This is a genomic window from Novosphingobium sp. GW821-FHT09E05, from assembly GCF_059416165.1.
Genome location: NZ_JBWKOQ010000001.1, coordinates 2,407,391 through 2,432,505, shown reverse-complemented (window position 1 = coordinate 2,432,505; position 25,115 = coordinate 2,407,391). Strand labels below are relative to the sequence as shown.

Here is a 25,115-nt window from a genome sequence, read left to right as displayed (position 1 = left end):
CGCGAGGTTCCGGCAAGGCGCGGTGGTAATGCCGCTCGCGCCCGCTATAGGCAGGGCAACGCACGTTCAGGCAATTCAGGCAGACGCATGGCCCGCAAGCATTCCAAGCATGGTCCCTACGAAGACCTGCAAAGCGACGACGAGGAAACGCCCGAAGTGGTGGTCCCCTGCTGGCTCTGCGGCCGGCCGACCGGCAAGAGCGTGGTCCTGCACCATCCCGTGCCCAAGAGCCGGGGCGGGCGCGACGTCGTGCCGATGCACCCGATCTGCCAGCAGACGCTGATCGCCAACTTCACCAATTCCGAACTCCAGCGCCACGGCATGGACGTGGAAGCGCTGCTGGCCAACCCCACCGTGCGCAAGTTCGTCGACTGGGTGGCGAACAAGGACCCCGACTTCACCGCGACCACGGCGAAGAAGAAGCGCTGAGCGCGGCGATGGCGGACCTGGAGAAAAAGGCGGGCGATGCGCCGAAGCCGTGGGACGGGGGGCTCGTGCGCACCTGGCTCGAACGCCGGCTGGCAGCGTCTAAGCTCGATCAGGCCGCCGCCGACCGGCGCGGCTACGAGGCGCAGGACGACTACGACATGGCGGCTGCCGAGGAATGGGTCTGCCGCGCGCTCGGGTTTCCCGACTGCACGCATGACCAGGCCGCGTTCGCGAAGCGCCTCAAGGACCTGATCGCCCAGGACGAATACCGCGTGACCGGCGTCCACGACGACAGGCGGTTCGAGCGCAACGTCCGCGGCCAGCTCAGGAAGCTGGCGAAGATGACCAAGGCCAACGAGGGGTTCGAGAAGACGCTGCGTTATCAGTGATGCGCGGGGCGGGCCTTTCGATCAGCCCCGGTCCTCCAGCATCAGCTGCGCGCCGCGCAGCCCCACCGCCATCGCGGGCGCATTGGTGTTGCCGGTGACGTGCCAGGGCATGACCGAGCAGTCCGCCACGCGCACCCCCTGCACGCCGTTCACCCTGAGGCGCGGATCGACCACCGCATCCGCATCCCCGCCCATCCGGCACGAGCGGATCGCGTGGAGCCCGCAGCTCGACAGGCGGCGGAACATGGCAAGCACGTCCGCGTCGCTCTGCACCTCGGCGCCGGGCACCAGTTCCTCGCCGACCATGTTCGCCAGCGGCCCCGCGCGCACGTAGGCGCGCATCGCGCGGACCAGCGCCACGGCGGAGCGCCTGTCGTGCTCGGTGGTCAGGAAATTGTGCAGGATCTCGGGCGCGTCGCTGGCCTCTGGCCCGGCCGCGCGCACGCTGCTCTCGCTGGTGAGGCGCAGGAGCTGGCCGTAGATGGTGACGCCGGGCAGCGGGTCGATCTTGTCGAGCGGGACCGGGTCCTTGTCGTCGCCGACCTTGAAGGTGTAGCCGCCGAGATAGAACTGCGCGTCGGTGCGCCCGTCCGGGTGAGCGACGTTGCTGAAGGCGCCCACCTCGAACGGCCCGGTCGCCAGCACGCCGTCGCCGCGCAGCAGGTAACGCAGCATGGCGAAGGCGGCGCCGATGCCGAAGAAGCTCCTGTTGGTCCCCTTGCCGTGGTCGAGCCGGAACGGCATCGACAGCGAGAGGTGCTCGATCATCCGCTCGCCCACGTCGGGGGAGTGCGCGACGAGGGGAATGCCCGCTGCCGCCAGCCGGCCCGCGTCGCCGATCCCGGAGCGCTGGAGCAGCAGCGGGCTCTCCATCGCGCCCGCGCTGACGACGATCTCGCCCCGGCAGTCGAGTCTCTGCGGGCGGCCCTTGACGGTGACGTCGAGGCCGACAGCGCGGGTGCCGTCGAAGATGATGCGCTCCGCCATGACGCCGGTCATCACCGTGACGTTGGGCCGCTTGCGCGCCGCCGCCAGGTAGGTTCGGGCGGACGAATCGCGCCTGCCCTTGCGGATGTTGTGGCTGTAATAACCGACGCGCGGGCCTGTCGAACCGTTGAGGTCGTCGACGCGGCGAAGGCCCTGTGCCTCCCCGGCCTCGATCATGCGCTCGGCCAGCGGGTACTTGAAGCAGGCCGGATCGACGCGCACCAGTCCGCCGCTGCCGCGCATGGGACCTGCGCCGGCCTTGTGGTCCTCCAGTTCGAGGAAGGCGGCTGTCATGCTGGCGCCGTTCCACCCTGTTGCTCCGGCCTCGCGCTCCCAGGCGTCGTAGTCGGCGGGCTCGCCCCGGCTCCAGATCATGCCGTTGATCGAGGACGATCCGCCAAGGCCCTTGCCGCGGATCCAGACTTCGCCGTCGCCCTTGTCGTTGGCGCCGGGATCGCGGGGCTGGGCGACGTGGTAGGCCCACATGTGCTCGGGCTTCTTGACGAGCTTGGCAACGCCCTTGGGGAGCTTGACCCAGAAGCTGTCGTTCTCGCCGCCGGCCTCGAGCACCAGCACCTGCGAACGGCCGTCCGCGCTCAGCCGCTCGGCCACGACGCAGCCTGCCGAGCCGGCGCCGACCACGATGTAGTCCCATTGTTTCGACATTGTTCGTCTCTCCCTCCCCAGAGGTCGCACGAACTAGCGCAATGACTACCCTAGCGTTTTGGTGAGTCACAATGCGAAGGCAGGCGGGCCAAAACCCTCTTCATGACCGGACTCCAATACCGGGATCGGAGAGAGATGAGAGCGATCGCAGAAGGCCTGTTCACCGACGAGACGCCCCCGCGTCTGATCGGCGGCAAGGACCGGGAAACCGGCCGGATCGTGTTCCCGTGCCCGTCCGCCAAGACGCACGAACCCGTGCCGCTGGCGAGCGAGGGAACCCTGTGGTCCTACACCGTGCAGCGATACCGCCCCAAGACCCCGCCCTACGCCGGGCCGGATGCGTTCTCCCCCTGGGTCGTCGCCTATGTCGAGCTGCCGGGCCAGGTCATCGTCGAGGCGCCGCTCTACGGCGTCGCGTTCGAGAAGGTGACGATCGGCATGCCGGTGCGCTTTTCGCCCGCGCCGCTCAACCCGCAGGACTCGGATAGCGTCTTCATTCCCGCCTTCGTCGCCATGGGAGATACCGAATGAGCGGTGACGTCTGCATCGTCGGCATCGGCATCCACCCGTTCGGGCGCACCGATGGCCTTTCCGGTCTCGACCAGGGAGTCTTCGCGGTGCGGCAGGCGCTGGCCGACGCGGGCGTCGAGTGGCCGCAGGTCCAGTTCGCCTACGGCGCCTCGGACGCGGCGGGGAACCCGGACACCATGGTCGACCGGCTCGGCCTCACAGGCGTCCAGTTCATCAACGTGCGCAACGGCTGCGCGGCGGGCGGCTCGGCGCTGTTCTCGGGCCAGATGGCGATCAAGTCGGGCGAGTTCGAGCTCGGCATCGCGGTCGGCTTCGACAAGCACCCGCGCGGCGCCTTCAATGCGCTGCCGGCCGAATACAACCTGCCCGACTGGTATGGCGAGGTCGGCCAGATGGTCACCACGCAGTTCTTCGCGGCCAAGATCATGCGCTACATGCAGATGTTCGGCATCTCGCAGGAGACGCTGGGCCGGGTGGCGGAGAAGGCGTTCCGCAATGCCGTTCACGCCCCCCACGCCTGGCGCCGTCAGCCGGTGGCGCTCGAGGACATCCTCGCCGCGCCGCTGGTGAGTGATCCCTATACCAAGTACATGTTCTGCTCGCCCGCCGAGGGCGGCGTCGCGCTCGTCCTCGCCAGCGAGAAGAAGGCGCGCGAGCTGGGGAAGCCCCTGATCCGGCTCAAGGCCGCGACCATGCGCACCCGCCCGCCGCACAGCTTCGAGGTCTTCGCGCCCTCGGTCGACGTGGTCGAGGATGACACGCGGCCGCGCGGCACCGCCTCGCGCATCGCGTCCGCCGACGCCTTCCGCCTCTCCGGCATCGGGCCGGGCGATATCGACCTCGCCCAGCTCCAGGACACCGAGGCCGGCGCCGAAATCATGCACATGGCCGAGAACGGCTTCTGCGCGGATGGCGAGCAGGAGAAGTGGCTCGCCGACGGGCATACCGAGATCAATGGCGCGCTGCCGGTCAACACCGATGGCGGCTGCCTTGCCTGCGGCGAGCCGATCGGCGCATCGGGCCTGCGCCAGGTCTACGAAAACGTCGTGCAACTGCGCGGAGACGGCGGTGGCCGTCAGGTCCCGGGCGATCCCAAGACCGCCTACAGCCACGTCTACGGCGCCCCGGGCGTCTCCGCCGTCACCATTCTGGAACGCTGAAGCGAATGGACATCGAACTTTCTCCCCACGACGCTGCGTTCCGCGAAGAGGTCCGGACCTTCCTGCGTGAGCACCTGCCCGCCGATGTGAAGGCGGGGGCGGCGGCGACGCCGTCGGTCTTCGTCGAGCCCGAGATCGGGCAGGTCTGGAACGCCGTGCTCAACGAGAAGGGCTGGCTGGGCTACCAGTGGCCCGCCGAGCATGGCGGCACCGGATGGACCCCGCTCCAGCGCTACCTGTTCGAGAAGGAATGCGCCGCCGCCGGCGCGCCCAATCTCACGGTGCTCGGCCTCAAGCTGCTCGCCCCCGTGATCTGGACCTTCGGGACCGAGGCGCAGAAGGCCGAGGTTCTGCCGCGTATCCTGACCGGCGAGGACTACTGGTGCCAGGGCTTTTCCGAGCCGGGCGCGGGGTCCGACCTTGCCAGCCTCAAGACGCGCGCGGTCCTTGAGGGCGACCACTATGTCGTGACCGGCACCAAGATCTGGACCACCCACGCGCACCACGCCAACCGCATGTTCACGCTGGTGCGCACCAACACCGAGGTGAAGAAGCAGGCGGGCATCTCGTTCCTGCTGATCGACCTGAACACCCCCGGCGTCTCGGTGCGTCCGATCCTCACCAATGCCGGCGACCACGAGGTCAACCAGGTCTTCCTCGACAACGTGATCGTGCCAGCCGAAAACCTCGTCGGCGAGGAGGGGCAGGGCTGGACCATCGCCAAGTTCCTGCTCGAGAACGAGCGCGGCGGATCGTGCCACGCACCCAAGCTCGCCTACGATCTCGACCAGGTGGAGGCTGCCGCCAGGGACCAGAGCGACGGGAAGGGCGGGCAGCTGTCCGACCAGGTCGACTGGCGCCGCCGCGTGGCCAAGGCCCGGCTGTCGGTCAACGCGCTCGAGATGATCGAGCTGCGGATCATTTCCGAGATCGCCAAGGGCCGCAAGCCCGGCCCGCAGACCTCGCTGACCAAGCTGCTCGCCTCCAACCTGCGGCAGGAGATCGACCTGCTCGCGGTGGACCTCTACGGCCCCGCCGGGCTCCAACTGGAGACCATGCGCCCGCTTTACGGCGACAATGCTCCGGAAGGGCTCCATTCCAAGGGCGCGCAGGTCGCCTCCGCGCGCTATCTCAACAGCCGCGCCTGGACGATCTTCGGGGGCACCAACGAAGTCCAGAGCACGATCATCGCCAAATCCGTGCTGGGCCTGTGATGGCCCGGCGCCTGAAAAACGAGAGGAATCCTGCATGCAGCTGAACCGCGAGGCGCTGACCCGTGCCTACCGGCAGATGAAGCTGATCCGCGAATTCGAGGAACGGCTCCACGAGGAGATCCAGACCGGCGAGATCGCGGGCTTCACCCACCTCTACTGCGGTCAGGAAGCCGTCGCTGTCGGCGTGTGCGAGCACCTGACCGAGCGCGACAAGATCGTCTCCACCCACCGCGGCCACGGCCACTGTCTCGCCAAGGGCTGCGACGTGGATGGCATGATGAAGGAGATCTGGGGCAGCCAGGAGGGCCTCTGCAACGGCAAGGGCGGCTCGATGCACATCGCCGACATCGACAAGGGCATGCTCGGCGCCAACGGCATCGTCGGCGCGGGCGCCCCGATCGCGGTGGGAGCGGCCATCTCCAACAAGATCGACGGCCCGGACGAGAACGGCGACCTGGCCGTCGCGATCGCCTTCTCGGGCGACGGCGCCTGCAATCAGGGCACCACGTTCGAGGCGATGAACCTCGCGGTGGTCACCAAGGCGCCGTGCATCTTCGTGTTCGAGAACAACCACTATTCCGAGCACACCGGCGTCGACTATGCGGTCGGCACGGTGAGGGACATCGCCAGCCGCGCCGAGGCGTTCGGCATGAAGGTGTGGCGCGGCGACGGGACCGACTTCTTCTCGGTCTACGACACCTTCCGGGAAGTGCTCGAATACGTGCGCGTCCCCGGCAACGGCCCGGCCGCGGTGGAGTTCGATACCGAGCGCTTCTTCGGCCACTTCGAGGGCGACCCCCAGCGCTACCGCGGCGACGGCGAACTCGACCGCCTGCGCGCCGAGCGGGACTGCCTCAAGATCTTCCGCAAGAGCGTGACGGGCGCGGCGCTGATGGACCATGCCGACCTCGACAAGGTCGACACCGACGCGCTCCAGGCCATCGAGGACGCGGTCCAGGCTTCCCGCGCCGCGGCCCGGCCGCAGCCCGAGAACGTCCTCGACAACGTCTACATCAGCTACTGACGGCAGGAGCGAGAACCATGGCAAAAATGATGTATCGCGACGCCATCCGCAACACGATCTTCCAGGAGATGCAGCGCGACAGCCGCGTCGTCGTCCTGGGCGAGGACGTGGTGGGCGGCATGGGCACCGCCGGCGGGCCAGAGGCCATCGGCGGTATCTGGTCGACCTCGACCGGCCTCTACGACGCCTTCGGGCCGGACCGCGTGATCGACACCCCGATCAGCGAAAGCGCCATCATGGGCGCGGCGGGCGGCCTTGCCCTCGCTGGTAAGCGGCCGGTGGCGGAGATCATGTTCGCCGACTTCATCGGCGTCTGCATGGACCAGCTCTGGAACCAGATCGCCAAGTTCCGCTACATGTTCGGCGGCAAGTCGGTCTGCCCGGCAGTGATCCGCATGCCCTGCGGCGCCGGCTACAACGCCGCCGCGCAGCACAGCCAGATGATCTCGCAGTTCGTCACGGGCATGCCCGGGCTCAAGGTGGTCATGCCCGCCACGCCGGAGGACGCCTGCGGCCTCCTGCGCCAGGCGATCCGCGACGACGATCCGGTGGTCTTCCTCGAGCACAAGTTCCTCTACGCGATGAGCGGCGAGGTGAACGACGACCCGGACTTCTGCATCCCCTTCGGCCACGCCCGCCTTGCCCGTGCCGGGCAGGACGCCACCATCATCGCCAGCGGCATGATGGTCAGCTACGCCGAGACCGCCGCCGACGACCTCGCGCAGGACGGCATCGGCTGCGACGTGATCGACCTTCGCACCACTTCGCCGCTCGACGAGGAAGCGATTCTCGATTCGGTCGAAGTGACCGGCCGCGCCGTGATCGTCGACGAGGCGCCGCCGCGTTGCTCGCTGGCGACGGACATCTCCTCGCTGATCGCGCAGAAGGCCTTCGCCAGCCTGAAGGCGCCGATCGAGATGGTGACGCCGCCGCACACGCCGGTGCCGTTCGCCCGCGAACTCGAGAGCGCCTACCTGCCCAGCCCCGCGAAGATCGCGGCCGCCGTGCGCAAGACGCTCGAATACCGTTGAAGGGGCTGCTGACATGAGCCGCATCCGCGCATTCACGATGCCCAAGTGGGGCATCGAAATGACCGAGGGCACCATAGCCGACTGGACGGTGAAGGAGGGTGATACCTTCAAACGCGGCCAGACGCTGTGCCTGATCGAAACCGCCAAGATCACCAACGAGGTCGAGGCCGAATACGACGCCACCGTGCGCCGCATCCTGGTCGACGGCGGCAGCGAGTCCGAGCCCGTCGGCGCGCTGCTGGCGGTGTTCGACGAAGGCTCGCATTCCGACGAGGAGATCGAGGCTTTCGTCGCCAGCTTCAAGCCGGCCGAGGGCGGCATCGCCAAAGGCGCGGAAAAGGCCAAGGTCGCCGCTCAGGCCGACGCCGAAAGCGTGCCTGCTGCGGCGCCTGAAAAGCCCCGCGTCAAGATCGACACCAATCGCCCGATCAGCCCCGAGGCCCTGCGTCTCGCGGAAGAGGAGGGCGTCGACATCGCCGGTATCGAGGGATCGGGCCGGGACGGGCGCATCACCCATCAGGACGTCATCAAGGCCCTGCGCGGGCCTTCCCAGGCGGCACCTAAGGGTACATTGACCGTACCTGAGGACGACATGAAGGTCCTCGCCTCGCCGCTCGCGCGCCGCCTCGCCGCGCTGCACGGGCTTTCGCTTTCGGGCCTCACCGGAACCGGTCCGCGCGGCCGCATCTCCAAGGCCGACGTCCTGGCGCTGGTGCCAGCTCCCAAGGCGGCCGCAGCGGGCTTCGGCACGCCCGAATTCGTCGCCGGCGAAAACCGCGCCGAGGTCGTGCCCTTCGACCGTATCCGCAAGGTCGTCGCCCAGCGGCTGACCCAGGCCAAGCAGGAGCTTCCGCACTTCTACCTGCGCATGTCGGCCAGCGCCGATGCGCTGCTGGAGATGCGCAAGACTGCCAACGTGGTGCTGGGCAGCAAGGCCTCGGTCAACGACTGGATCGTCAAGGCGAGCGCGATGGCGCTGGTCCGCCATCCCGACGTCAACGTGCAGGTTCATGGGACAGAGATCCACCGCTTCCCCCACGCCGACGTCTCGATCGCGGTCGCCGGGCCGAAGGGCCTCGTCACCCCGGTCGTGCGCCAGGCCAATCTCATGCGCATCGACCAGATCGCGGCCGAAACCCGCCGCCTGATCGACAAGGTTCAGGGCAAGGGCCTCTCGATGGAGGACATGGAGGGCGGCACCTTCTCGGTCTCCAACCTCGGCATGTTCGGGATCGAGAACTTCGATGCGATCATCAACCCGCCGCAGGGCGCGATCCTTGCCGTCGGCGCCGCGCTGCGCCAGCCGGTCGAGACTGCCGCCGGAGACATTGCCTTCGAGACGCGCATTTCCTTCACCCTGTCGGTCGACCACCGCGCCATCGACGGGGCGGCGGGCGCGCAGTTCCTGCAGACGCTCAAATCCCTGATCGAGGCGCCGCAGGGCCTCTTCGCCTGAAAGGAAACCAAAAAATGACCGGAGAGGCTACGACTGCAACCATCGCCAAGCCCGGCCCGCTCAAGCGGCTCGGCGACGTGATCCAGCTCGCCTATTTCCCGACCGATTTCGACGCGACCATGAAGTATTGGATCGAAACCGTCGGCGTCGGCCCGTTCTTCGTGCTGAACGACGTGCGGCTCGACGACATGAAGTACAAGGGCGAGCCCACCGACGCGACCTTCACCATGGCGATCGGGTACTGGGGCGACATTCAGATCGAACTCATCAAGACCGACAGCGATGCGCCTTCGCTCTATTCCGGCGAATACGCTGTGCGCGACCGGCTGCACCACGTCTGCGTCTTCGTCGAATCGATCGCCGAGGCCCGCGCGGCCTGCGCCGAGGCAGGCGCGACAGTGATCGTCGAGGGCAAGGTCGGCGCCGATGGCGAGGTGATCTACGTCGATCCCGGCCAGGGCCCCGGCCACGTCATCGAATACCTCCAGCCGCTCTCGGGCAGCGAGGGCCTGTTCCAGATGATGAAGGACGCCGCCCGCGACTGGGACGGCGCCGATCCTATCCGGGTGCTGCAATAATGACCGAGATTTCCCAATACGCCCTCGACATGGCCGACAAGGTCGAGGCTTTCGTGCGCGAGGCGATCGTCCCCTACGAGAAGGACCCGCGCCGCGACCACCACGGCGCGCCGACCGACGAGCTGGTGATGGAAATGCGCGCCCTGGCCCGCGAGGCCGGGGTGCTCACCCCGCACATCAGGGCGGACGGATCGCACCTGACCCAGCGCGAGACCGGCGCCGTGCTCATCAAGTCCGGCCTCTCGCCGCTCGGCCCGCTGGCCTGCAACACCATGGCGCCCGACGAGGGCAACATGTACCTCATCGGCCACGTCGGCTCGCCCGAGCTGAAGGAGCGGTTCTTGAAACCCCTGGTCGAGGGCAGGGGCCGCTCCGCCTTCTTCATGACCGAGCCTGCCGACTGGGGGGGCGCCGGGTCCGACCCCTCGATGATGAAGACCACTTGCCGCAAGGACGGCAACCAGTGGGTCATCAACGGGCGCAAGACCTTCATCACCGGCGCTCAGGGGGCGATGGTCGGCATCGTCATGGCGGCCTCCGAAGAGGAGGACACCAAGGGCGGCGCCTGCATGTTCCTCGTCGACCTGCCCGACGAGGCCATCCGCATCGACGAAGTGCCCAACACTATCGACACCTCGATGCCCGGCGGCCACGCCACGCTGACGATCGACAACCTGCGCGTCCCCGCCGACCAGATGCTCGGCGCGCCGGGCGAGGGGTTCAAGTATGCGCAGGTCCGCCTGAGCCCCGCCCGCCTGTCGCACTGCATGCGCTGGCTGGGGGCGTGCATCCGCGCGCAGGAGATCGCCAGCGACTACGCCTGCCGCCGCATGGCCTTCGGCAAGCAGCTGATCGAGCACGAGGGCGTCGGCTTCATGCTCGCCGAGAACGCGATCCTCATCAAGCAGTGCGAACTGATGATCGACTGGTGCGCGGGCGTGCTCGATTCGGGCTCGCTCGGCACCGTCGAAAGCTCGATGGCGAAGGTTTCCGTCTCGGAGGCGCTGATGAAGATCGCCGACAACTGCGTCCAGGTGCTGGGCGGCATCGGCGTCACCGAGCGCACCATCGTCGAGCAGGTGTTCCGCGAGATCCGCGCCTTCCGCATCTACGACGGCCCCACCGAAGTCCACAAGTGGAGCCTCGCCAAGAAGATCCGCCGGGACTGGCGCAAGGCGCAGGAAGCGCTGGCAGCGAAGGAAGCCGAGCCGGCATGACCGACGTCGCGGAAGCCAATTCCGGCACCACCGCCGTTCGCGAGGGCTATGCCTTCGACGAGGCGGCGCTGGTCGCCTGGATGGAGGCGAACGTCGAGGACTTCGCCGGGCCGCTCAGCGTGGAGCAGTTCAAGGGCGGCCAGTCGAACCCGACCTACAAGCTGGTGACGCCCGCGCGCAGCTACGTCCTGCGCCGCAAGCCGCCGGGCGAACTGCTCAAGGGCGCCCACGCCGTCGAGCGCGAGGCCAAGGTGCTTTCCGCGCTCCATGGTGCCGGCTTCCCGGCGGCGCGGGTCTATGGCCTGTGCACCGACGAGGCGGTGCTGGGGACGTGGTTCTACGTTATGGAGATGGTCGAGGGCCGCATCTTCTGGGACGCCACCGTCCCCGGCGTCTCCAACGAGGAACGCGCGGAGATCTTCGACGCCATGAACGCGACGATCGCGCAGCTCCACGGCTTCGACCCCGAGGCGATCGGACTTGGCGACTACGGCAAGCCCGGCAATTACTTCGCCCGCCAGGTCGGCCGCTGGTCGAAGCAGTACTTCGAGGACGAGGCGGCCGGCCGCAACGAAGACATGGACGCGGTGATCGCCTGGCTCGAGGCGAACATGCCAGAGGACGACGGCGCCTCCAGCGTGATCCACGGCGACTTCCGCATCGACAACATGATCTTCCACCCCACCGAGCCGCGCGTGCTGGCGGTGCTCGACTGGGAACTCTCGACGCTGGGGCATCCGCTGGCGGACTTCGCCTACCATGCGATGATGTACCACATGCCCCCGCACATCGTGGCCGGGCTGGGCGGGGCGGACATCGCCGCGCTCGGCATCCCCACCGAGGCGGATTACGTCGCCGCCTACTGCCGCCGCACGGGGCGCGAGGGGCTGCCCGACTACCGCTATTACATGGCGTTCAACTTCTTCCGCCTCGCCGCGATCTTCCACGGCATCAAGGGCCGCGTCATCCGCGGGACCGCCGCCAACGCCCAGGCGAGGGAGCGGGCGGAGGCGTTCCCGGAACTGGCGCGGCTGGCCTGGGGCTTCGCGCAGGGGTAGCGATAGGGCCTCCGCCCATTTCCTTGACTTCCGCACGCCTGCGGCCTATCTGCCGGCCTTTCCGAACCTTCAGATTCTTTCCGGGAGTGCCCAATGGCGCGCGTAACTGTCGAAGACTGCGTCGACAAGATCCCCAACCGCTTCGACCTCGTCCTGCTCGCCGCCCAGCGCGCGCGCGAGATTTCGGGCGGTGCGGAGCTTACCGTCGATCGCGACCGCGACAAGAACCCGGTCGTCGCCCTGCGCGAGATCGCCGACCAGACCGTGACCCCGTCGATCCTCAAGGAAACGCTGATCACCTCGATGCAGCGCGTCCTGCCCGACGACGACGACGAGATGGACGATGTCGGCTCGCTCAGCCAGTCGGCTGAGGCCCTGCGCATCACCGCGTCGGCCCCGACCCGCAACACCTCGATCGGTGGCGATTACGACGGCTGACGGGTTTTCGTTGACTGCCGCCGTGCGGCGGTCAACGATCGGGCGTGGCCGCCAAATCGAAACTGCCTCGTATTATCGGATTTTCCGGGGGACCGCCCAAAAGGGCCGGTCCCCTTGGCACGTCTGTGTCGCATGCATCCGCCGGTGCTTCCCACTCCGCGACGATTGCGGTCTACAGCGTCAAGGGCGGGGTCGGGAAGACGACTTTCGCGGCCAATCTCGCCTGGTGTTCCGCCGTCGCCGGCGCGCGACGCACTCTCCTGTGGGACCTCGACGCTGCCGGTGGCTCGGCCTTCCTCTACGGTCTCGAGCCCCAGGAAGCTCAGCTGGCCGAGGAAGTCTTCGCGCGTGAACGACCCGCGACGCGGTTGATCCAGCAGACGGCCTATCCCGGGCTCGATGTGCTGCCGGCGGACGAATCGATCCGCGCGCTCGACGCGCAGCTGGCGCGGATCGGCAAGCGCAAGCGGCTGGCGAAACTGACCGAGGAACTCTCGGCCGACTATCCGCGCATCATCCTCGACTGCCCGCCGGTGATGAACGAGCTGTCCGCCCAGATCGTGCGCGCCGCCGACCTGGTGATCGTGCCGCTGCCGCCGTCCCCCCTCTCGGCGCGCGCCTTCGACCTCGTGGTGCGCGAGATTGCCGGCAACACCAAGCGCCATCCGCCGATCCTGCCGGTGCTCTCGATGCTCGACCTGCGCCGCGCGCTGCATAAACAGGCGCAGGAGGCGAACCCCAACTGGCCCTCCATCCCCTACGCCAGTGTCGTCGAACAGAGCGCGGTCCACCGCCAGCCGGTCGGCGCGCTCGCCCCGCAGAGCCCGGCGGCGCAGGCGTTCGGCCGCCTCTGGGCCGCGATCGAGAAGAAGCTGGACCAGCGCGCGGGCTGATCCGCCGCGCCACCTATCCAGAGCGCGTCCCACAGGTTAGAACCCGCGCCGGCGGCAATCGGGGGCGAGCATGAGCGGGATCGGTGAAGGACTGGCGGAACTGGGACAGGGCGCCGCCGCGGCGGTGGCGGTCGAACCGCCGACCGGCGAACACGGCCATACCCACGAAACCGCCTGCCTCAACTGCCGCACCGGCCTGATCGGCTCGCACTGCCATGCGTGCGGGCAGGCGGCGCACGTCCACCGCACGCTCGGCGCGTTCTTCCACGACCTGCTGCACGGCGTCTTCCACTTCGAGGGCAAGGTCTGGCGCACGCTGCCGATGCTCGCCTGGCATCCGGGCCGGCTGACGCGCGAATACATCGACGGGCGGCGCGCCAGCTACGTTTCGCCGATCGCGCTGTTCCTGTTCTGCGTCTTCCTGATGTTCGCCGTGTTCCACGCGACCGAGGGCAAGGATAGCGAGCATGCCATGAACGTGCAGGGGCTGGAAGAGAACCAGACCCGGCTACAGGGCGAGATCGCCGGGCTTCAGGGGAAGCGCAAGGCGGCGCTCGCCAAGGGACAGGACACCGCGCCGTTCGACGCCCAGATCCAGGACCGCCAGGAGGCGCTCGACACCCTGCGCGACGTCCAGTCCGGGCTGGGCGGCGGCATGGTTCACACCAAGGCGGACAAGGCGGTCAGCGACATCCCGCAGATCGACCATGCGATCCGCAAGTTCAACGCCAACCCCGACCTCGCGACCTACAAGCTCCAGACCTACGCCTATAAGTACAGCTGGGCGCTGATCCCGATCTCGGTGCCGTTCCTGTGGCTGCTCTTTCCGTTCAGCCGGCGCTTTCACCTGTACGATCACACCGTGTTCGTGACGTACTCGCTGTGCTTCATGACGCTGCTGCTGATCGTCGCCATGATCGGGGGAGCGCTCGGCGCGGGGGGGCTGCTGGCGTTGCTGTTCCTGGTGCCGCCGGTCCACATGTATCGCCAGCTGCGCGGCGCCTACGGGCTGCGGCGCAGGTCGGCGCTGGTGCGCACGGCGTTGCTCCTGATGTTTGCAGGGACGGCGCTGCTCATGTTCTTCCTCATGATCATGGCGCAGACGAGTTTCTGATTCCTCCCCGGCGCGGGGAGGAATAAAAAGGGGCGCCAGGTTTCCCCGGCGCCCCTCCTGCATTCTCCCGGGGGAGAACTCGTGTTCGTTCAGGCGCCCTGAGGCGCCGTGCCACCCGAATAGCGCTTGCCCGACTTGGGGATCGCCGATCCGGTCAGCGCGCGCGGGGTCGAGGGGCCGCGCGGGGTGTTGGGACGGTCGAGCGTGCCGCCGGCGAGCAGCACCTTGATGTCCTCGCCCGAGAGCGTCTCGTGTTCCAGCATCGCCTGCGCCAGCGTTTCCAGCGCGTCCGCCTGATCCTTGAGGATCTGCGTGGCGCGGGCGTGGGCGGTGTCGACGAGGAGACGGATCTCGCTGTCGATCAGGCGGTTGGTCTCGTCCGAGCCCATGGTGCGCTGCGAGCCGCCCATGCCGAGGTAGCCTTCCTGGGCTTCCTCGTACTGGAGCGGGCCCAGCTTGTCCGACATGCCCCACTTGGTGACCATCGAGCGCGCGAGGCTGGTCGCGTACTGGATGTCCGAGGAGGCGCCCGAGGAGACCTTGTCGTGGCCGAAGATGATCTCTTCCGCCACGCGGCCACCCATCGCGACCGAGAGGTTCGCGAGCATCTTGTCGCGGTGGTACGAGTAGCTGTCACGCTCGGGCAGGCGCATGACCATGCCCAGCGCGCGGCCGCGCGGGATGATGGTCGCCTTGTGGATCGGGTCCGACGCGGCCTCGTTCACCGAGACGATCGCGTGGCCGGCCTCGTGGTAGGCGGTCATCTTCTTCTCGTCCTCGGTCATGACCATGGAGCGGCGTTCCGCGCCCATCATGACCTTGTCCTTGGCGTCCTCGAATTCCTGCATGGCGACGAGGCGCTTGTTGCGGCGCGCCGCGAGCAGGGCGGCCTCGTTCACGAGGTTGGCGAGGTCTGCGCCCGAGAAGCCCGGAGTACCGCGAGCGATGACGCGCGGGTTCACGTCGGGGGCGAGCGGCACCTTCTTCATGTGGACGGCGAGGATCTTCTCGCGGCCGTCGATGTCGGGCACCGGCACCACGACCTGGCGGTCGAAGCGGCCGGGACGCAGCAGCGCGGGGTCGAGCACGTCGGGGCGATTGGTCGCCGCGATGATGATGATGCCCTCGTTGGCCTCGAAGCCGTCCATTTCGACCAGCAGCTGGTTCAGCGTCTGCTCGCGCTCGTCGTTCGAGTTGCCGAGGCCGTGGCCGCGGTGACGGCCGACGGCGTCGATTTCGTCGATGAAGACGATGCAGGGCGCGTTCTTCTTGGCCTGCTCGAACATGTCGCGCACGCGGCTGGCGCCGACGCCCACGAACATCTCGACGAAGTCGGAGCCCGAGATGGTGAAGAACGGAACCCCAGCCTCACCCGCGATGGCGCGGGCGAGCAGGGTCTTGCCGGTGCCTGGCGAGCCGACCAGCAGCGCGCCCTTGGGAATCTGGCCGCCGAGCTTGGAGAAGCGGGTGGGATCACGCAGGAACTCGACGATCTCCTCCAGCTCCTCGCGCGCTTCGTCGATGCCGGCGACGTCGTCGAAGGTGACGCGGCCCGAGCGTTCGGTCAGCAGCTTGGCCTTGGACTTGCCGAAGCCCATCGCCCCCGAGCCGCCGCCCTTCTGGACCTGGCGCAGCGCGAAGAACGCGATGCCGACGATCAGCAGGAAGGGCAGGGTCTGCGCGAGGATGTAGAACAGCAGACTGCCCTGCTCGGCTTCCTTGCCCGAATACTTGACGTCGTTCTGCGACAGCAGCTGGGTCAGCGTGATGTCGTTCGGCACCGGAACGGTGCTGAAGGCATCGCCGTTCTTGAGCTTGCCGTCGATGCGGTCATCGGCGATCTCCACCGACGCGACGCTGCCTTCGGCCACCTTGCCGCGGAATTCGGAGTAGGGAATCGCGGGGCCTGTCGTGGCGCGGGTGCTGAACATCGACACCACCATCAGGAGCGCGAGGAAGATGCCGCCCCATACGAGCAGGCTCTTCACCCAGGGATTGCCGTTAGGCTGGTCGTCGTTCATGTGGAGGAAACCGTCCTTTCAGACCGCCAATGTAGGCGTCCGCTGGTGAATCTCAAGTTACGTCGCATGTCCGGCGCAATCGTTTCGGCGCTTGATTGCTCCGGACTGGCGGAATGCCCCGCCAAAAGCGCCGGTCAGGCGTCCTCGGGAGCGATTTCCGCGAGCCGTGACAGGGGCAGGTGGAGGGTCATGCGGGCCCCGGATTCGCGGTTTTCCAGCGCCATCTCGGCGCCGAGCTGCTGGCTCAGCACGCGCGAGATACGCAGGCCGATCGAGTCGGTGGTGGCAGGGTCGAAACCGGGGGGCAGGCCACATCCGTCATCTTCGACCGTGAGCGTGATGGTGTGGTCGCGGCGGGCGACGCGCAGCACGATCGCGCCGGCGGGGCGATCGGCGAAGCCATGCTCGAGCGCATTGGCGATCGCCTCGCTGACGATGAGGGCCACGGGCACGGCGCTGTCGGGGCGCAGGATGATGTCCTGCTCGGCCTCGACCGCGCAGGTTATGCCGGGCCGCGCGCTGGAGGCCATCATCTTGCTCGCCACTTCGCGCAGAAAGCCGTCCAGGGGGACCAGCTGGCCGTCCTGCCGGTAGAGCTGGCGCTGGATGTTGCCGATCACCTGCAGCCGCGCCGCGGCGTCGGAGAGGGCGCGCCTGGCGGTGGGTTCGGTCAGGCCGCGCATCTGGAGCGAGAGCACCGCGCCCACCATCTGCAGGTTGTTGCCCACGCGGTGCTGCATCTCCTGGAACAGCAGTTCGGACCGCTCGACCAGCTGGCCGCGCTCTTCGGCGAGCAGGCGCACCTCCTCGCGCGCGGCGGCCAGGCGGTGGTTGGCGGCCTGCATGAGGTGGACGAGCCAGATGTCGACCGTGACGACGCCGGTGTAGAACAGCATTGCGGTGATGGTGCCGCCGTCGATCTCGAAGGTCATGCGCGGCGGGATGAACACGTACCACGCGAACAGGCCGCAGATCAGGGCGGCGACCACGCCGGGGCGCGGGCCGAACAGGAACGAGCTCAGGATGACGGCGGGGAAGAACGAGACGAACGGGTAGCCGGGCGGAAACGCGCCATCGAGGGCCCAGCGCAGCCACAGCGCGAAGAGGCACAGCGCCACCGTGGATCCGTATTGCACGAGCGGTTTGCCGGGCAGGAGCGGAAGGCGTTCGGTAAACCGGCTCAAGGTGTTCAATGCAGACCCCAATCGCGGCTGGCCCCGGTCCGGGATGCAGCCGATCCCGTCGTACTGCATGGAATAGACGTGCGAAAGTGGCCCAAGGTTCCTTCGCGGGGAAAAGGGGCGCCGGGGGTGTGGGTGATATCGGCAAAGTGCGTCATCCCAGCGGAAGCTGGGATCGCTGGCCGCGCGGCGCGACCTGAAGGACAAGCGCCCCGCAGAGTGGCCCCCGGCGAGCTATCGCCTCAAGGGTACCCAGCGGTCCCAGCCGGCGCCGGGACGGCGGCCGGGTCTTCGGTTTTCAGACCTTGAGCAACTGGTAATCCCCCGCGTCGTCGACCTGCGCCTTCCACCCGGGATAGATGATGATGGTGGTGAAGGTCTCCTCGATGATCGCCGGGCCGGGCACTTCCATGCCGGGCGCGAGGTCGGCGCCGAGGTAGACGGGCACCTCGCCGAAACCCTGCCCGAGATTGGCGCGGCGCTGGCGGTCGGCCTGGGGCGGCGCGCCCGAGGGTGTGAAGCCGCCGGCGGCGCGCGGGCCGGGCGTCTCGACATGGGCGACGAGGCGCACGCCCGAAATTTCGGGCACCTCGTGCTCGCGGATATGGGCGTATTCGGCCATGTGGCGCGCGTTGAAGAGGGCGATGGCGCGCGGGCCGAAGTCCTCGCCGATGAACGACAGATCGCCGAGCGGCGCGCCGGCCTCGAACGGGAACGAGAGCGAGAAGTTCTGCCCCGGATAACGCATGTTGAGCTGGTAGTTCACCCGGATGGCCTGCGCGTCGAAACCGGCGTCGGTGAAGTAGCGCCGCGCGCGGTCGGAAAGCTGGGTCCAGAGGTCACGGATGCGGCCCGCGTCGAGCGCCCCGGCGGAGGCGATGTAGGAGCGTTCCTCGTCGATGGTCGGGTCGGCCACCAGCGTGCCCAGCGCCGAGAACGTCGGCGAGGCCTTTGGCACCAGCACGCGCGTGATGCCGAGGTCCTCGGCCTGGATCGCGGCGAAGGCGGGGCCGTTGCCGCCGTAGGCCAGCATGACGAGGTCCTTGGGGTCGATGCCCTTGCCCGCCGTGGTGCGCCTCACGCCCTGGCTCATGTTGGCATTGACCACGCGCCATGTATCGAAGGCGGCCTGCTCGGCATCGCCGTGCCCCATCTCGTCGGCGAGGCGCTGGAAGGCTTCGGCCACCCCTTGCCGCGAGAGCGTGAAGCTGCCGCCCGCGAAGCCCTCGTCGGTGGAGAGGATGCCCAGCATCACCAGCGCGTCGGTGACGGTGGGTTCGGTGCCGCCGCGGCCGTAGCAGATCGGGCCGGGCTCGGAGCCGGCCGAGCGCGGGCCGACTTCCAGCGCGCCGGCATTGACGTGGACGATCGAGCCGCCGCCCGCGCCCAGCGTCTCCACCTTCACCATCGGCACGCCGACGAGGTAGCGGTGGTGCATGTTCCAACCCGCCTCGGCCGGGGCCTGCCCGTCCACCACCAGCGACATGTCGTAGCTGGTGCCGCCCATGTCGACGCAGAGCAGGTTGGGGCATCCCTTGGCCTTGCCGCAATGCGCCGAGCCGATCACCCCGCCCGCCGGGCCCGAGGCGAGCACGCGGATCGGCGCGCCGTCGATGTACTCCTTGGTCATCACCCCGCCCGAGGCCTGCATGACCATCAGCTGGTTCGCGTAGCCGCCCTCGACCAGCCGCTGCACCAGCTTTTCCAGGTATCCGGTGACGCGCGGGCCGACGTAGGCGTTGACGATGGTGGTGGAGGTGCGGTCGTACTCCGGCGCGCGGGGGAGGACTTCGTGGCTGGCGCAGACGTAGGCGTTCTGGATCTCCTGCCGGACGATCTCCTTGGCGCGGCGTTCGTGCTCGGGGTTCACGAACGAGAACAGGAAGCTGATCGCCACTGCCTCGACGTTCTGGAGGCGCAGCTTGCGGCAGGCCTCGCGCAGGGCGTCCTCGTCGAGTTCGACGTGGACGGTGCCGTCGTGGAGCACGCGCTCGGGAACCGTCAGGCGGCGGCGGCGCGGGGTGATCTGCCGGGGCGGGGAGAGGCGGACGTCCCAGATGTCCTCCTTGAACCCGCGCCGGTACTCGATCTCGTCGCGGAACCCCTCGGTGGTGATAAGCCCGGTGAGTGCGCCGTTCATCTCGATCAGCGTGTTGTCGGCGACGGTGGTGCCGTGGACGATGGCGTCGCATTGGCTGAGGAAGACGGAGAGCGCTAGGCCTTCCTTCTCGGCGAGCTTGCCCAGCCCCTCCATCACCCCGAGCGAGCGGTCCTCGGGCGTGGAAAGGTTCTTGTGCAGGATCACTTCGTCGCCCTTCAGGAGGGCGAAGTCGGTGAAGGTGCCGCCGATGTCGATGCCAACACGATAGGTCATTTTTGATTATCTCTCCCGATCCGGCGCCAAGCCCGGACCTCCGATTTCGCCCGTCCCCTTCACATCGTCATCCCCGCGAAGGCGGGGATCCCGCTTGTCTTTCGGGCGGTGTGAGAAAGCGGGGCCCCCGCCTTCGCGGGGGCGACGACGAATTTTATGCTGGTTCAGAGTGCTACCCGGCGGCCGCTATTCCGCCGCTTCCGCCAAGCCTGTCATCTCCGCCCGCAGCGCCTCGGTCGCCGCGTGATCGACTCCCAGCGTGTAGTCGTCGAGGCGGCCGGTCAGCACCACGCCGTACTTGGCGCGGGCGGCCGCGACGCTGACGTACTCGTCGAGCACGTCCTCCTTCACCGCCTCGGGATCGCGCAGGAGCGGCAGGCCGAAGCCGCCGCCGCCGCCGTGCTGGTAGGCGATCACCGCGCCCTGCGGCAGCAGATCCTGCGCGGTGTGGGCGATCTTGCGCTCGTTTTCGGAGCCGACCTCGAAGTGGTTGCTGTAGGGGATGGCGTCGTCGCCGCCGCACATGCCGCGCAAGGGGTGTTCGGCCGAGACCATCCACGCCATCGCCGAGGTGGGTTTCAGCACCTGCTTGACGTTGAGCGAGCCCGGCGCGCCGCGCCACTGGCCGGCGCCGCCGCCGTCGGTGGTCATTTCGCGGCTGATGTTGAGGATCGGGAACCGGCTCTCCGCATCCTCCGCCTCTGACAGGATCAGGCTGCCGAGCGCGGAGGGGCACGATCCCCAGCCATCCAGCCCCTGGACCGCCGAGACGTCCATCGAGCGGCAGTCGACCCCCTGGTCCATCCACATCATGCCGTTGTCGTCGAAGCCGACCACCATGTTGGGCATGCCGATCTTGTAGAGCTGCGGCTGCGAGCGTTCGGGCGCGACGTTGGAAAGGGCGATGCAGACCGCCTCGGTGATCTCGCAGGCCGGATGGAACGAGCCCAGCGCGGCGGGCTTGTTCGGCGGCGGCTGGGCGATGCAGCCCTCGGGCACGACGATCTCGATCGCGTTGAAATAGCCCTCGTTCTTGACGATCGTCGGGTCCATCGCCGCAACCACCTGGCACATCACGTAGCTGCGGGTGTTGGCGAAGGTGTTCCACACGCCGACGAGTTCGGGCCGGTCGTCGGTGCCGGTGAGGTCGACGGTAAGCTGGTCCCCGGCGATGGTGCAGGTGACGTGGACCTTGACGTCCCTGGTGCCGGCGGTGTCGTGGTCGATGAAGACGGTGGCCTCGTAGGCGCCGTCGGGCCAGCGCGCCACTTCCTCGCGCACCCGCTTCTCGGTGTGCTCGATCGACTGGTTGATCGCCGCCTTGATGACGCCCGAAGCCCACTTGGCGATCAGTTCGTCGAGCATCCTGACGGCATATTGCACACCGCCGATCATCGCCGCGATGTCGCCCGCGAAGGTCGCGAAGCGGTTGTTGCGCACCACCGTGTCGAACACATCGCGGCGCAGTTCCCCCCGGTGCACGAGCTTGAGGCAGGGGTAGATCACGCCTTCGGTGAACACGTCGGTCGCGTCGAGCGAGAAGCCGCCGGGGTCCTTGCCGCCGGTGTCGCCCTGGTGCGCCTGCAGCGTCTGGATGCAGATCAGCTCGCCCGTCTCGTCGTAGACCGGGCCGTAGACGCAGTAGTCGGGCAGGTGGCCGCCGCCGTGGTCGGGGTCGTTGGCGAGGAAGACGTCGCCCGGGCCCCAGTCGTAGCGATCCTGGTTCATCAGACCCCAGCGCGTCGCCATCGGGTTGACGAAGGTCAGGTGCGGGGTGCCCACCGCGCCCATCGCGAGGCGGCCCTGCGCATCGACGATCGCCGCATTGCGCTCGTTCGACTGGTTGATGATCGGCGAGCTTGCCGCGCGGCCGAGGTACGTCGCGCTTTCGAAGCAGACCGTCTCGAACGCGCCGCGTATGATGTCGGCGGTGACCGGGTCGATGCTCGCCGTGGTCGGCAAGGGACCGCGCGGGGCGGCCAGCTTGCGGTTCAACTCGTAGGACATCTTTCGCACTTCCTCTTGCCCGTTGTTTTCGGGATAGATCGATGCGCATGCCTGTTCTCGACAGGCCGTGCGGGTCGGCGTGCAAATTGCGAAAGTCCGCGCTATCCCGCCATGCCTACGCGAGCCATCGGAGCAGCACCGCGATGAAGACAGACGGCCGTATCCACCCGGTCTATGCCCAGATGGAGCGCACCGTGTTCGACCGCATGTCGGCGCTGGCGCGTGAACATGGAGCGATCAACCTCGGGCAGGGCTTCCCCGATGGTCCGGTGCCGGAGCCGCTGATCGAGGCGGCGGCGCGGGCCCTGCGCGAAAAATCGAACCAGTACCCGCCCGGCGCCGGGCTGATGGAGCTGCGCGAGGCGATCTGCGGCTACTATGCGCGGCGGCAGGGCTTGGCGCTGTCGGTGGAGCAGGTGACGGTGACCTCCGGCGCGACCGAGGCGATCGCGGCCGCCGTGTTTGCCTTCGTCCAGCCGGGCGACGAGGTGATCCTGTTCCAGCCCGCCTACGACGCCTATGCGCCGATGGTGCGGCGGGCGGGCGGCGTGCCGGTCTCGATCCCGTTGTCGCCGCCGTACTTCCGCTATGAAGCCGAGGCGGTGGCCGCTGCGATCACACCGCGCACCAGGGTGCTGATGCTCAACGACCCGCTCAATCCGGCAGGGACCGTCGCCACCCACGGCGAGCTGGAGATGATCGCCCGCGCCTGCGTCGCGCACGACCTCATCGCCATCTGCGACGAGGTGTGGGAGGACGTGCGCTTCGACGGTATCCCCCACCGCTCGCTGATGCGCTTTCCGGGCATGGCGGAACGCGCGGTGAAGATCGGTTCGGCGGGCAAGATCTTCGGGCTGACCGGCTGGAAGATCGGCTGGATGATCGCCGCCGGGGACCTGGGCACGGCGATCGCGCGCGCACACCAGTTCCTGACCTATGCCACCGCCGTGCCGCTGCAATGGGCGGTGGCCGAGGGGCTGGCGCTGCCGGATGAAGTGCTGGCAAGCCAGCGTGAAGGCTGGGCGGCATCGCGCGCAAGGCTCAGGGCGGGGTTGGAGGACGCGGGCTTCGTCGTCCTGCCCAATGCCGCGACGTGGTTCCTGTGCATCGATCTCGCCGCCTCGGGCGCGGCGCTCACCGACCGGGTGTTCTCCGAGCGGGCGGTGGCCGAGGCGGGCGTGGCGACGGTGCCGGTCGGCGCGCTCTACGAAGGCGAGGGGGCGCCCGCCCACATCGTGCGGCTGTGCTTCACCAAGCCCGATGCCGTGCTGGACGAGGCGGCGGCGCGGCTGGCAGCGTGGCGCGCACGGCTGTGAGCGTGTTCGCATGGCGCCCCATGGAGCCGCAGGACATCGACGGCGTCGTCGCGGTCGCGCGGGAGGCCTTTCCCGATCACTTCGAGGCTCGGGAATGCTTCGCGCAGCGCCTCGCGCTGTTTCCTGACGGGTGCTTCGTGCTCGCTTCGGCCGAGGCGGTGAAGGGCTACCTGATCGCCTATCCCTGGCCGCTGGGATCGGTTCCGCCGCTCAACAGCCTGCTCGCCGCGCTGCCGGACACGCGCGAGACGTTCTACCTGCACGACCTCGCCTTCCACCCCGACGTACGCGGGCAGGGGTTGGCGCGGCCGATGGTCGAGCGGCTGGTCGCGGACTTACGCGGCTTCGGCGGGCGCCAAGTCGCGCTGGTTTCGGTGAACGATACGCTCGCGTTCTGGCGCGGCATGGGCTTCGAGCCCGTCACCGGCGACGAGGCGATGCGCCGCAAGCTCGAAAGCTACGGCGGCGATTCCACGTACATGGTGCGGGCCATCTGACGGTCGCCCGGCAGCCGTTCGCGGTCAATTGCCACCCCTCCGTCCGTCATCCCCGCGCAGGCGGGGATCCCGCTTATCCCTTCGGGCGCGCAAGCAAGCGGGGCCTCCGCCGTCGGGGCGCGACGAGTACAGGGATTCAGGCAGCGGTCAGGACCCCGCCGCCGCCACGTCTCCGCCCAGCGCCTGATAGACCTGCACCTGCGCGGTCAGCTGGTTGTAGCGGTTCTGGATCTGGCTGCTGCGGGCGGAGCGCAGGCGTTCCTGCGCGTCGAGCCAGGACCGCAGGGGGATGAGCCCGGCGCGGTACTGGCGTTCGTAGAGCGCTTCCGCATCGCGCGCGGCGGCGTAGTTGGCGTCCGTGAACTCGGCCTGCCGGATATACTGGTCGCGCGCCGAAAGCGTGACCTGCGTGTCGCGCAGGGCGTCGTAGAAGGTCTGGCGAAAGTCCTGCGCGGCGATGTCGTAGTCCGCCCGCGCAATGCCGGTGGCGAGACGGACCTTCGCCGGGTTCAGCTCGGGCAGCGACAGCGCCGCGCCGATGCTGGCGGCCGGGTTGCTGAAGAACTTCAGCAGCGAGGAACTGGCCGTGCCCAGCGCGCCTGTCAGGCTGAAATTCGGATAATAGCTCGCCACCGTCGCGTCGCTGGTCGCCAGTGTCGAGCGCAGGCGCAGCTCTGCGGCGGCGAGGTCGGGACGGCGCGCCAGCAGCGAAGCAGGCACACCGGCGTCGATCGCGGGCAGGGCGCGGGTGGGCAGGGCAGTCAGTTCAGGACCGTCGTAACCCTGCCGGTCGAGCAGCGCGGCGATGGCCTTGCTGGCCTCCACCCGCGCCTGTACCAGCTGCGTCTGCGAGGCTTCCTGCGCGGCCACGGTCTGCTCGGCATCGCGCAGTTCCAGGCGCGAGACGGCGCCGGCGTCGTACTGGCGCTGCACCAGCTCCAGCGCCCGCTTCACATAGGCGAGGCTCTGTTCGCCAAGCGCGATCTGCTCGTTCGCATATCCCAGCTGCCACCAAGCCTGCACGGTCGTGCTGACCAGCGCGAGGCGCGTTTCGGCGAGGTCCTGCGCGGTGGCCTGCGCTTCCCAGCGCGCCGCGTCGGCCTGCGCGTCGAGCCGCCCGAACAGGTCGATTTCCCAGGTGGTGCCGAGTGAGGCGGAACTGCTCCTGTTCCACGAGGCGCCGCCTTCGAGCGCCTTCGAGGCGTCCGACGACAAACCCGCGCTGAAGCTGGGCAGCAGCGCCTGCCGCGCGAGGTCGGCGGAAAGGCGCGCGCGCTTGAGGCGCAGGCCGGCGGCGGCGAGGTTCGCGTTGTCCGCCAGCACCTGCTCGACGAGGGCGGTCAACGCGGTGTCCTCGAACGCGTTCCACCACGGCCCGCCCGCCTGCTGCGGATCACCGAGCGGAGACGCATCCCATGTCGCCGCGACGGGAACCGGCGGCGCGGCGTAGGTCGTGCGCACGAGGCCGCCGCAGCCTGCGGTCAGCGGAACCAGCGCGAGGAGGGGGAGAAGGCGGATGGGCTTGAAGGGCACG

The 25,115-nt window shown here is 68.4% G+C and carries 22 protein-coding genes; 16 read left to right on the top strand and 6 right to left on the bottom strand.

The annotated features are described in order from the left end of the window. Positions 1–87: 87 nt before the first annotated feature. A complete protein-coding gene (locus tag AC07M9_RS11520) occupies positions 88–429 on the top strand; it encodes a hypothetical protein (RefSeq protein WP_494883821.1) in 342 nt (113 codons plus the stop codon). Positions 430–437: 8 nt separating this feature from the next. After that, on the top strand, positions 438–818 hold the full coding sequence (locus AC07M9_RS11515; protein ID WP_494883820.1) for a hypothetical protein: 381 nt from the start codon (positions 438–440) through the stop codon (positions 816–818). Between the two features lie 21 nt (positions 819–839). Here AC07M9_RS11515 and AC07M9_RS11510 read toward each other — a convergent pair whose 3' ends face one another. After that, positions 840–2,471, bottom strand: a complete 1,632-nt coding sequence (locus tag AC07M9_RS11510; RefSeq protein ID WP_494883819.1) for a GMC family oxidoreductase — start codon at positions 2,469–2,471, stop codon at positions 840–842. Positions 2,472–2,606: 135 nt separating this feature from the next. Between AC07M9_RS11510 and AC07M9_RS11505 the strand changes: the two genes are divergently transcribed. The 12 genes from AC07M9_RS11505 (at position 2,607) to AC07M9_RS11450 (ending at position 14,185) form a co-directional block, all read left to right on the top strand. Beyond that, a complete protein-coding gene (locus tag AC07M9_RS11505; protein ID WP_494883818.1) occupies positions 2,607–3,002 on the top strand; it encodes a Zn-ribbon domain-containing OB-fold protein in 396 nt (131 codons plus the stop codon). Further along, complete coding sequence (locus AC07M9_RS11500; RefSeq protein ID WP_494883817.1) at positions 2,999–4,162, top strand: thiolase family protein; 1,164 nt, start codon at positions 2,999–3,001, stop codon at positions 4,160–4,162. The genes AC07M9_RS11505 and AC07M9_RS11500 overlap by 4 nt, the downstream gene beginning before the upstream one ends. A gap of 5 nt (positions 4,163–4,167) precedes the next feature. Continuing rightward, the gene (locus AC07M9_RS11495; RefSeq protein ID WP_494883816.1) at positions 4,168–5,376 is read left to right on the top strand and encodes an acyl-CoA dehydrogenase family protein; all 1,209 of its coding nucleotides are present in this window, start codon (positions 4,168–4,170) and stop codon (positions 5,374–5,376) included. A 34-nt stretch (positions 5,377–5,410) separates the two neighbouring features. Beyond that, positions 5,411–6,400 carry a thiamine pyrophosphate-dependent dehydrogenase E1 component subunit alpha gene (locus AC07M9_RS11490; RefSeq protein ID WP_494883815.1) on the top strand — a complete coding sequence of 330 codons (990 nt, stop codon included), beginning with the start codon at positions 5,411–5,413 and terminating at the stop codon, positions 6,398–6,400. 17 nt (positions 6,401–6,417) lie between these two features. Beyond that, entirely contained in the window at positions 6,418–7,431 is a 1,014-nt protein-coding gene (locus tag AC07M9_RS11485) for an alpha-ketoacid dehydrogenase subunit beta (RefSeq protein WP_494883814.1), read from the top strand. 13 nt (positions 7,432–7,444) lie between these two features. Continuing rightward, a complete protein-coding gene (locus AC07M9_RS11480; RefSeq protein WP_494883813.1) occupies positions 7,445–8,887 on the top strand; it encodes a dihydrolipoamide acetyltransferase family protein in 1,443 nt (480 codons plus the stop codon). A 14-nt stretch (positions 8,888–8,901) separates the two neighbouring features. Beyond that, the gene (locus AC07M9_RS11475; RefSeq protein ID WP_494883812.1) at positions 8,902–9,465 is read left to right on the top strand and encodes a VOC family protein; all 564 of its coding nucleotides are present in this window, start codon (positions 8,902–8,904) and stop codon (positions 9,463–9,465) included. Further along, positions 9,465–10,682 (top strand): acyl-CoA dehydrogenase family protein, encoded by a 1,218-nt coding sequence (locus AC07M9_RS11470; RefSeq protein ID WP_494883811.1) that lies wholly within the window; start codon positions 9,465–9,467, stop codon positions 10,680–10,682. The genes AC07M9_RS11475 and AC07M9_RS11470 overlap by 1 nt, the downstream gene beginning before the upstream one ends. Beyond that, positions 10,679–11,740, top strand: a complete 1,062-nt coding sequence (locus AC07M9_RS11465; protein WP_494883810.1) for a phosphotransferase — start codon at positions 10,679–10,681, stop codon at positions 11,738–11,740. The genes AC07M9_RS11470 and AC07M9_RS11465 overlap by 4 nt, the downstream gene beginning before the upstream one ends. A gap of 93 nt (positions 11,741–11,833) precedes the next feature. Beyond that, on the top strand, positions 11,834–12,178 hold the full coding sequence (gene rpoZ, locus AC07M9_RS11460; RefSeq protein WP_007687077.1) for a DNA-directed RNA polymerase subunit omega: 345 nt from the start codon (positions 11,834–11,836) through the stop codon (positions 12,176–12,178). Positions 12,179–12,303: 125 nt separating this feature from the next. Further along, positions 12,304–13,071, top strand: coding sequence for a ParA family protein (locus AC07M9_RS11455; protein WP_494883809.1), 768 nt, complete (start codon positions 12,304–12,306; stop codon positions 13,069–13,071). Between the two features lie 70 nt (positions 13,072–13,141). Beyond that, a complete protein-coding gene (locus tag AC07M9_RS11450) occupies positions 13,142–14,185 on the top strand; it encodes a DUF3667 domain-containing protein (RefSeq protein WP_494883808.1) in 1,044 nt (347 codons plus the stop codon). Positions 14,186–14,274: 89 nt separating this feature from the next. Here the strand turns inward: AC07M9_RS11450 and ftsH are convergent, their stop codons facing one another. The 4 genes from ftsH to AC07M9_RS11430 all read right to left on the bottom strand — a co-directional run bounded on the left by ftsH (position 14,275) and on the right by AC07M9_RS11430 (position 21,768). Continuing rightward, positions 14,275–16,206 carry an ATP-dependent zinc metalloprotease FtsH gene (gene ftsH, locus AC07M9_RS11445; protein ID WP_494883807.1) on the bottom strand — a complete coding sequence of 644 codons (1,932 nt, stop codon included), beginning with the start codon at positions 16,204–16,206 and terminating at the stop codon, positions 14,275–14,277. 134 nt (positions 16,207–16,340) lie between these two features. Further along, positions 16,341–17,390, bottom strand: a complete 1,050-nt coding sequence (locus AC07M9_RS11440) for a sensor histidine kinase (protein WP_494883921.1) — start codon at positions 17,388–17,390, stop codon at positions 16,341–16,343. 295 nt (positions 17,391–17,685) lie between these two features. After that, on the bottom strand, positions 17,686–19,761 hold the full coding sequence (locus AC07M9_RS11435) for a hydantoinase/oxoprolinase family protein (protein WP_494883806.1): 2,076 nt from the start codon (positions 19,759–19,761) through the stop codon (positions 17,686–17,688). A 186-nt stretch (positions 19,762–19,947) separates the two neighbouring features. Further along, on the bottom strand, positions 19,948–21,768 hold the full coding sequence (locus tag AC07M9_RS11430; protein WP_494883805.1) for a hydantoinase B/oxoprolinase family protein: 1,821 nt from the start codon (positions 21,766–21,768) through the stop codon (positions 19,948–19,950). A 143-nt stretch (positions 21,769–21,911) separates the two neighbouring features. On the opposite strand from AC07M9_RS11430, the gene AC07M9_RS11425 reads away from it, so the two are divergent. After that, positions 21,912–23,084 (top strand): aminotransferase, encoded by a 1,173-nt coding sequence (locus AC07M9_RS11425; RefSeq protein WP_494883804.1) that lies wholly within the window; start codon positions 21,912–21,914, stop codon positions 23,082–23,084. After that, complete coding sequence (locus AC07M9_RS11420) at positions 23,081–23,581, top strand: GNAT family N-acetyltransferase (protein WP_494883803.1); 501 nt, start codon at positions 23,081–23,083, stop codon at positions 23,579–23,581. Before AC07M9_RS11425 ends, AC07M9_RS11420 begins: the two co-directional genes overlap by 4 nt. Before the next feature lie 147 nt (positions 23,582–23,728). On the opposite strand, the gene AC07M9_RS11415 is transcribed toward AC07M9_RS11420, so the two are convergent. After that, positions 23,729–25,114: an efflux transporter outer membrane subunit gene (locus tag AC07M9_RS11415; protein WP_494883802.1), complete on the bottom strand. Its 1,386-nt coding sequence runs from the start codon at positions 25,112–25,114 to the stop codon at positions 23,729–23,731. Position 25,115 lies beyond the last annotated feature (1 nt).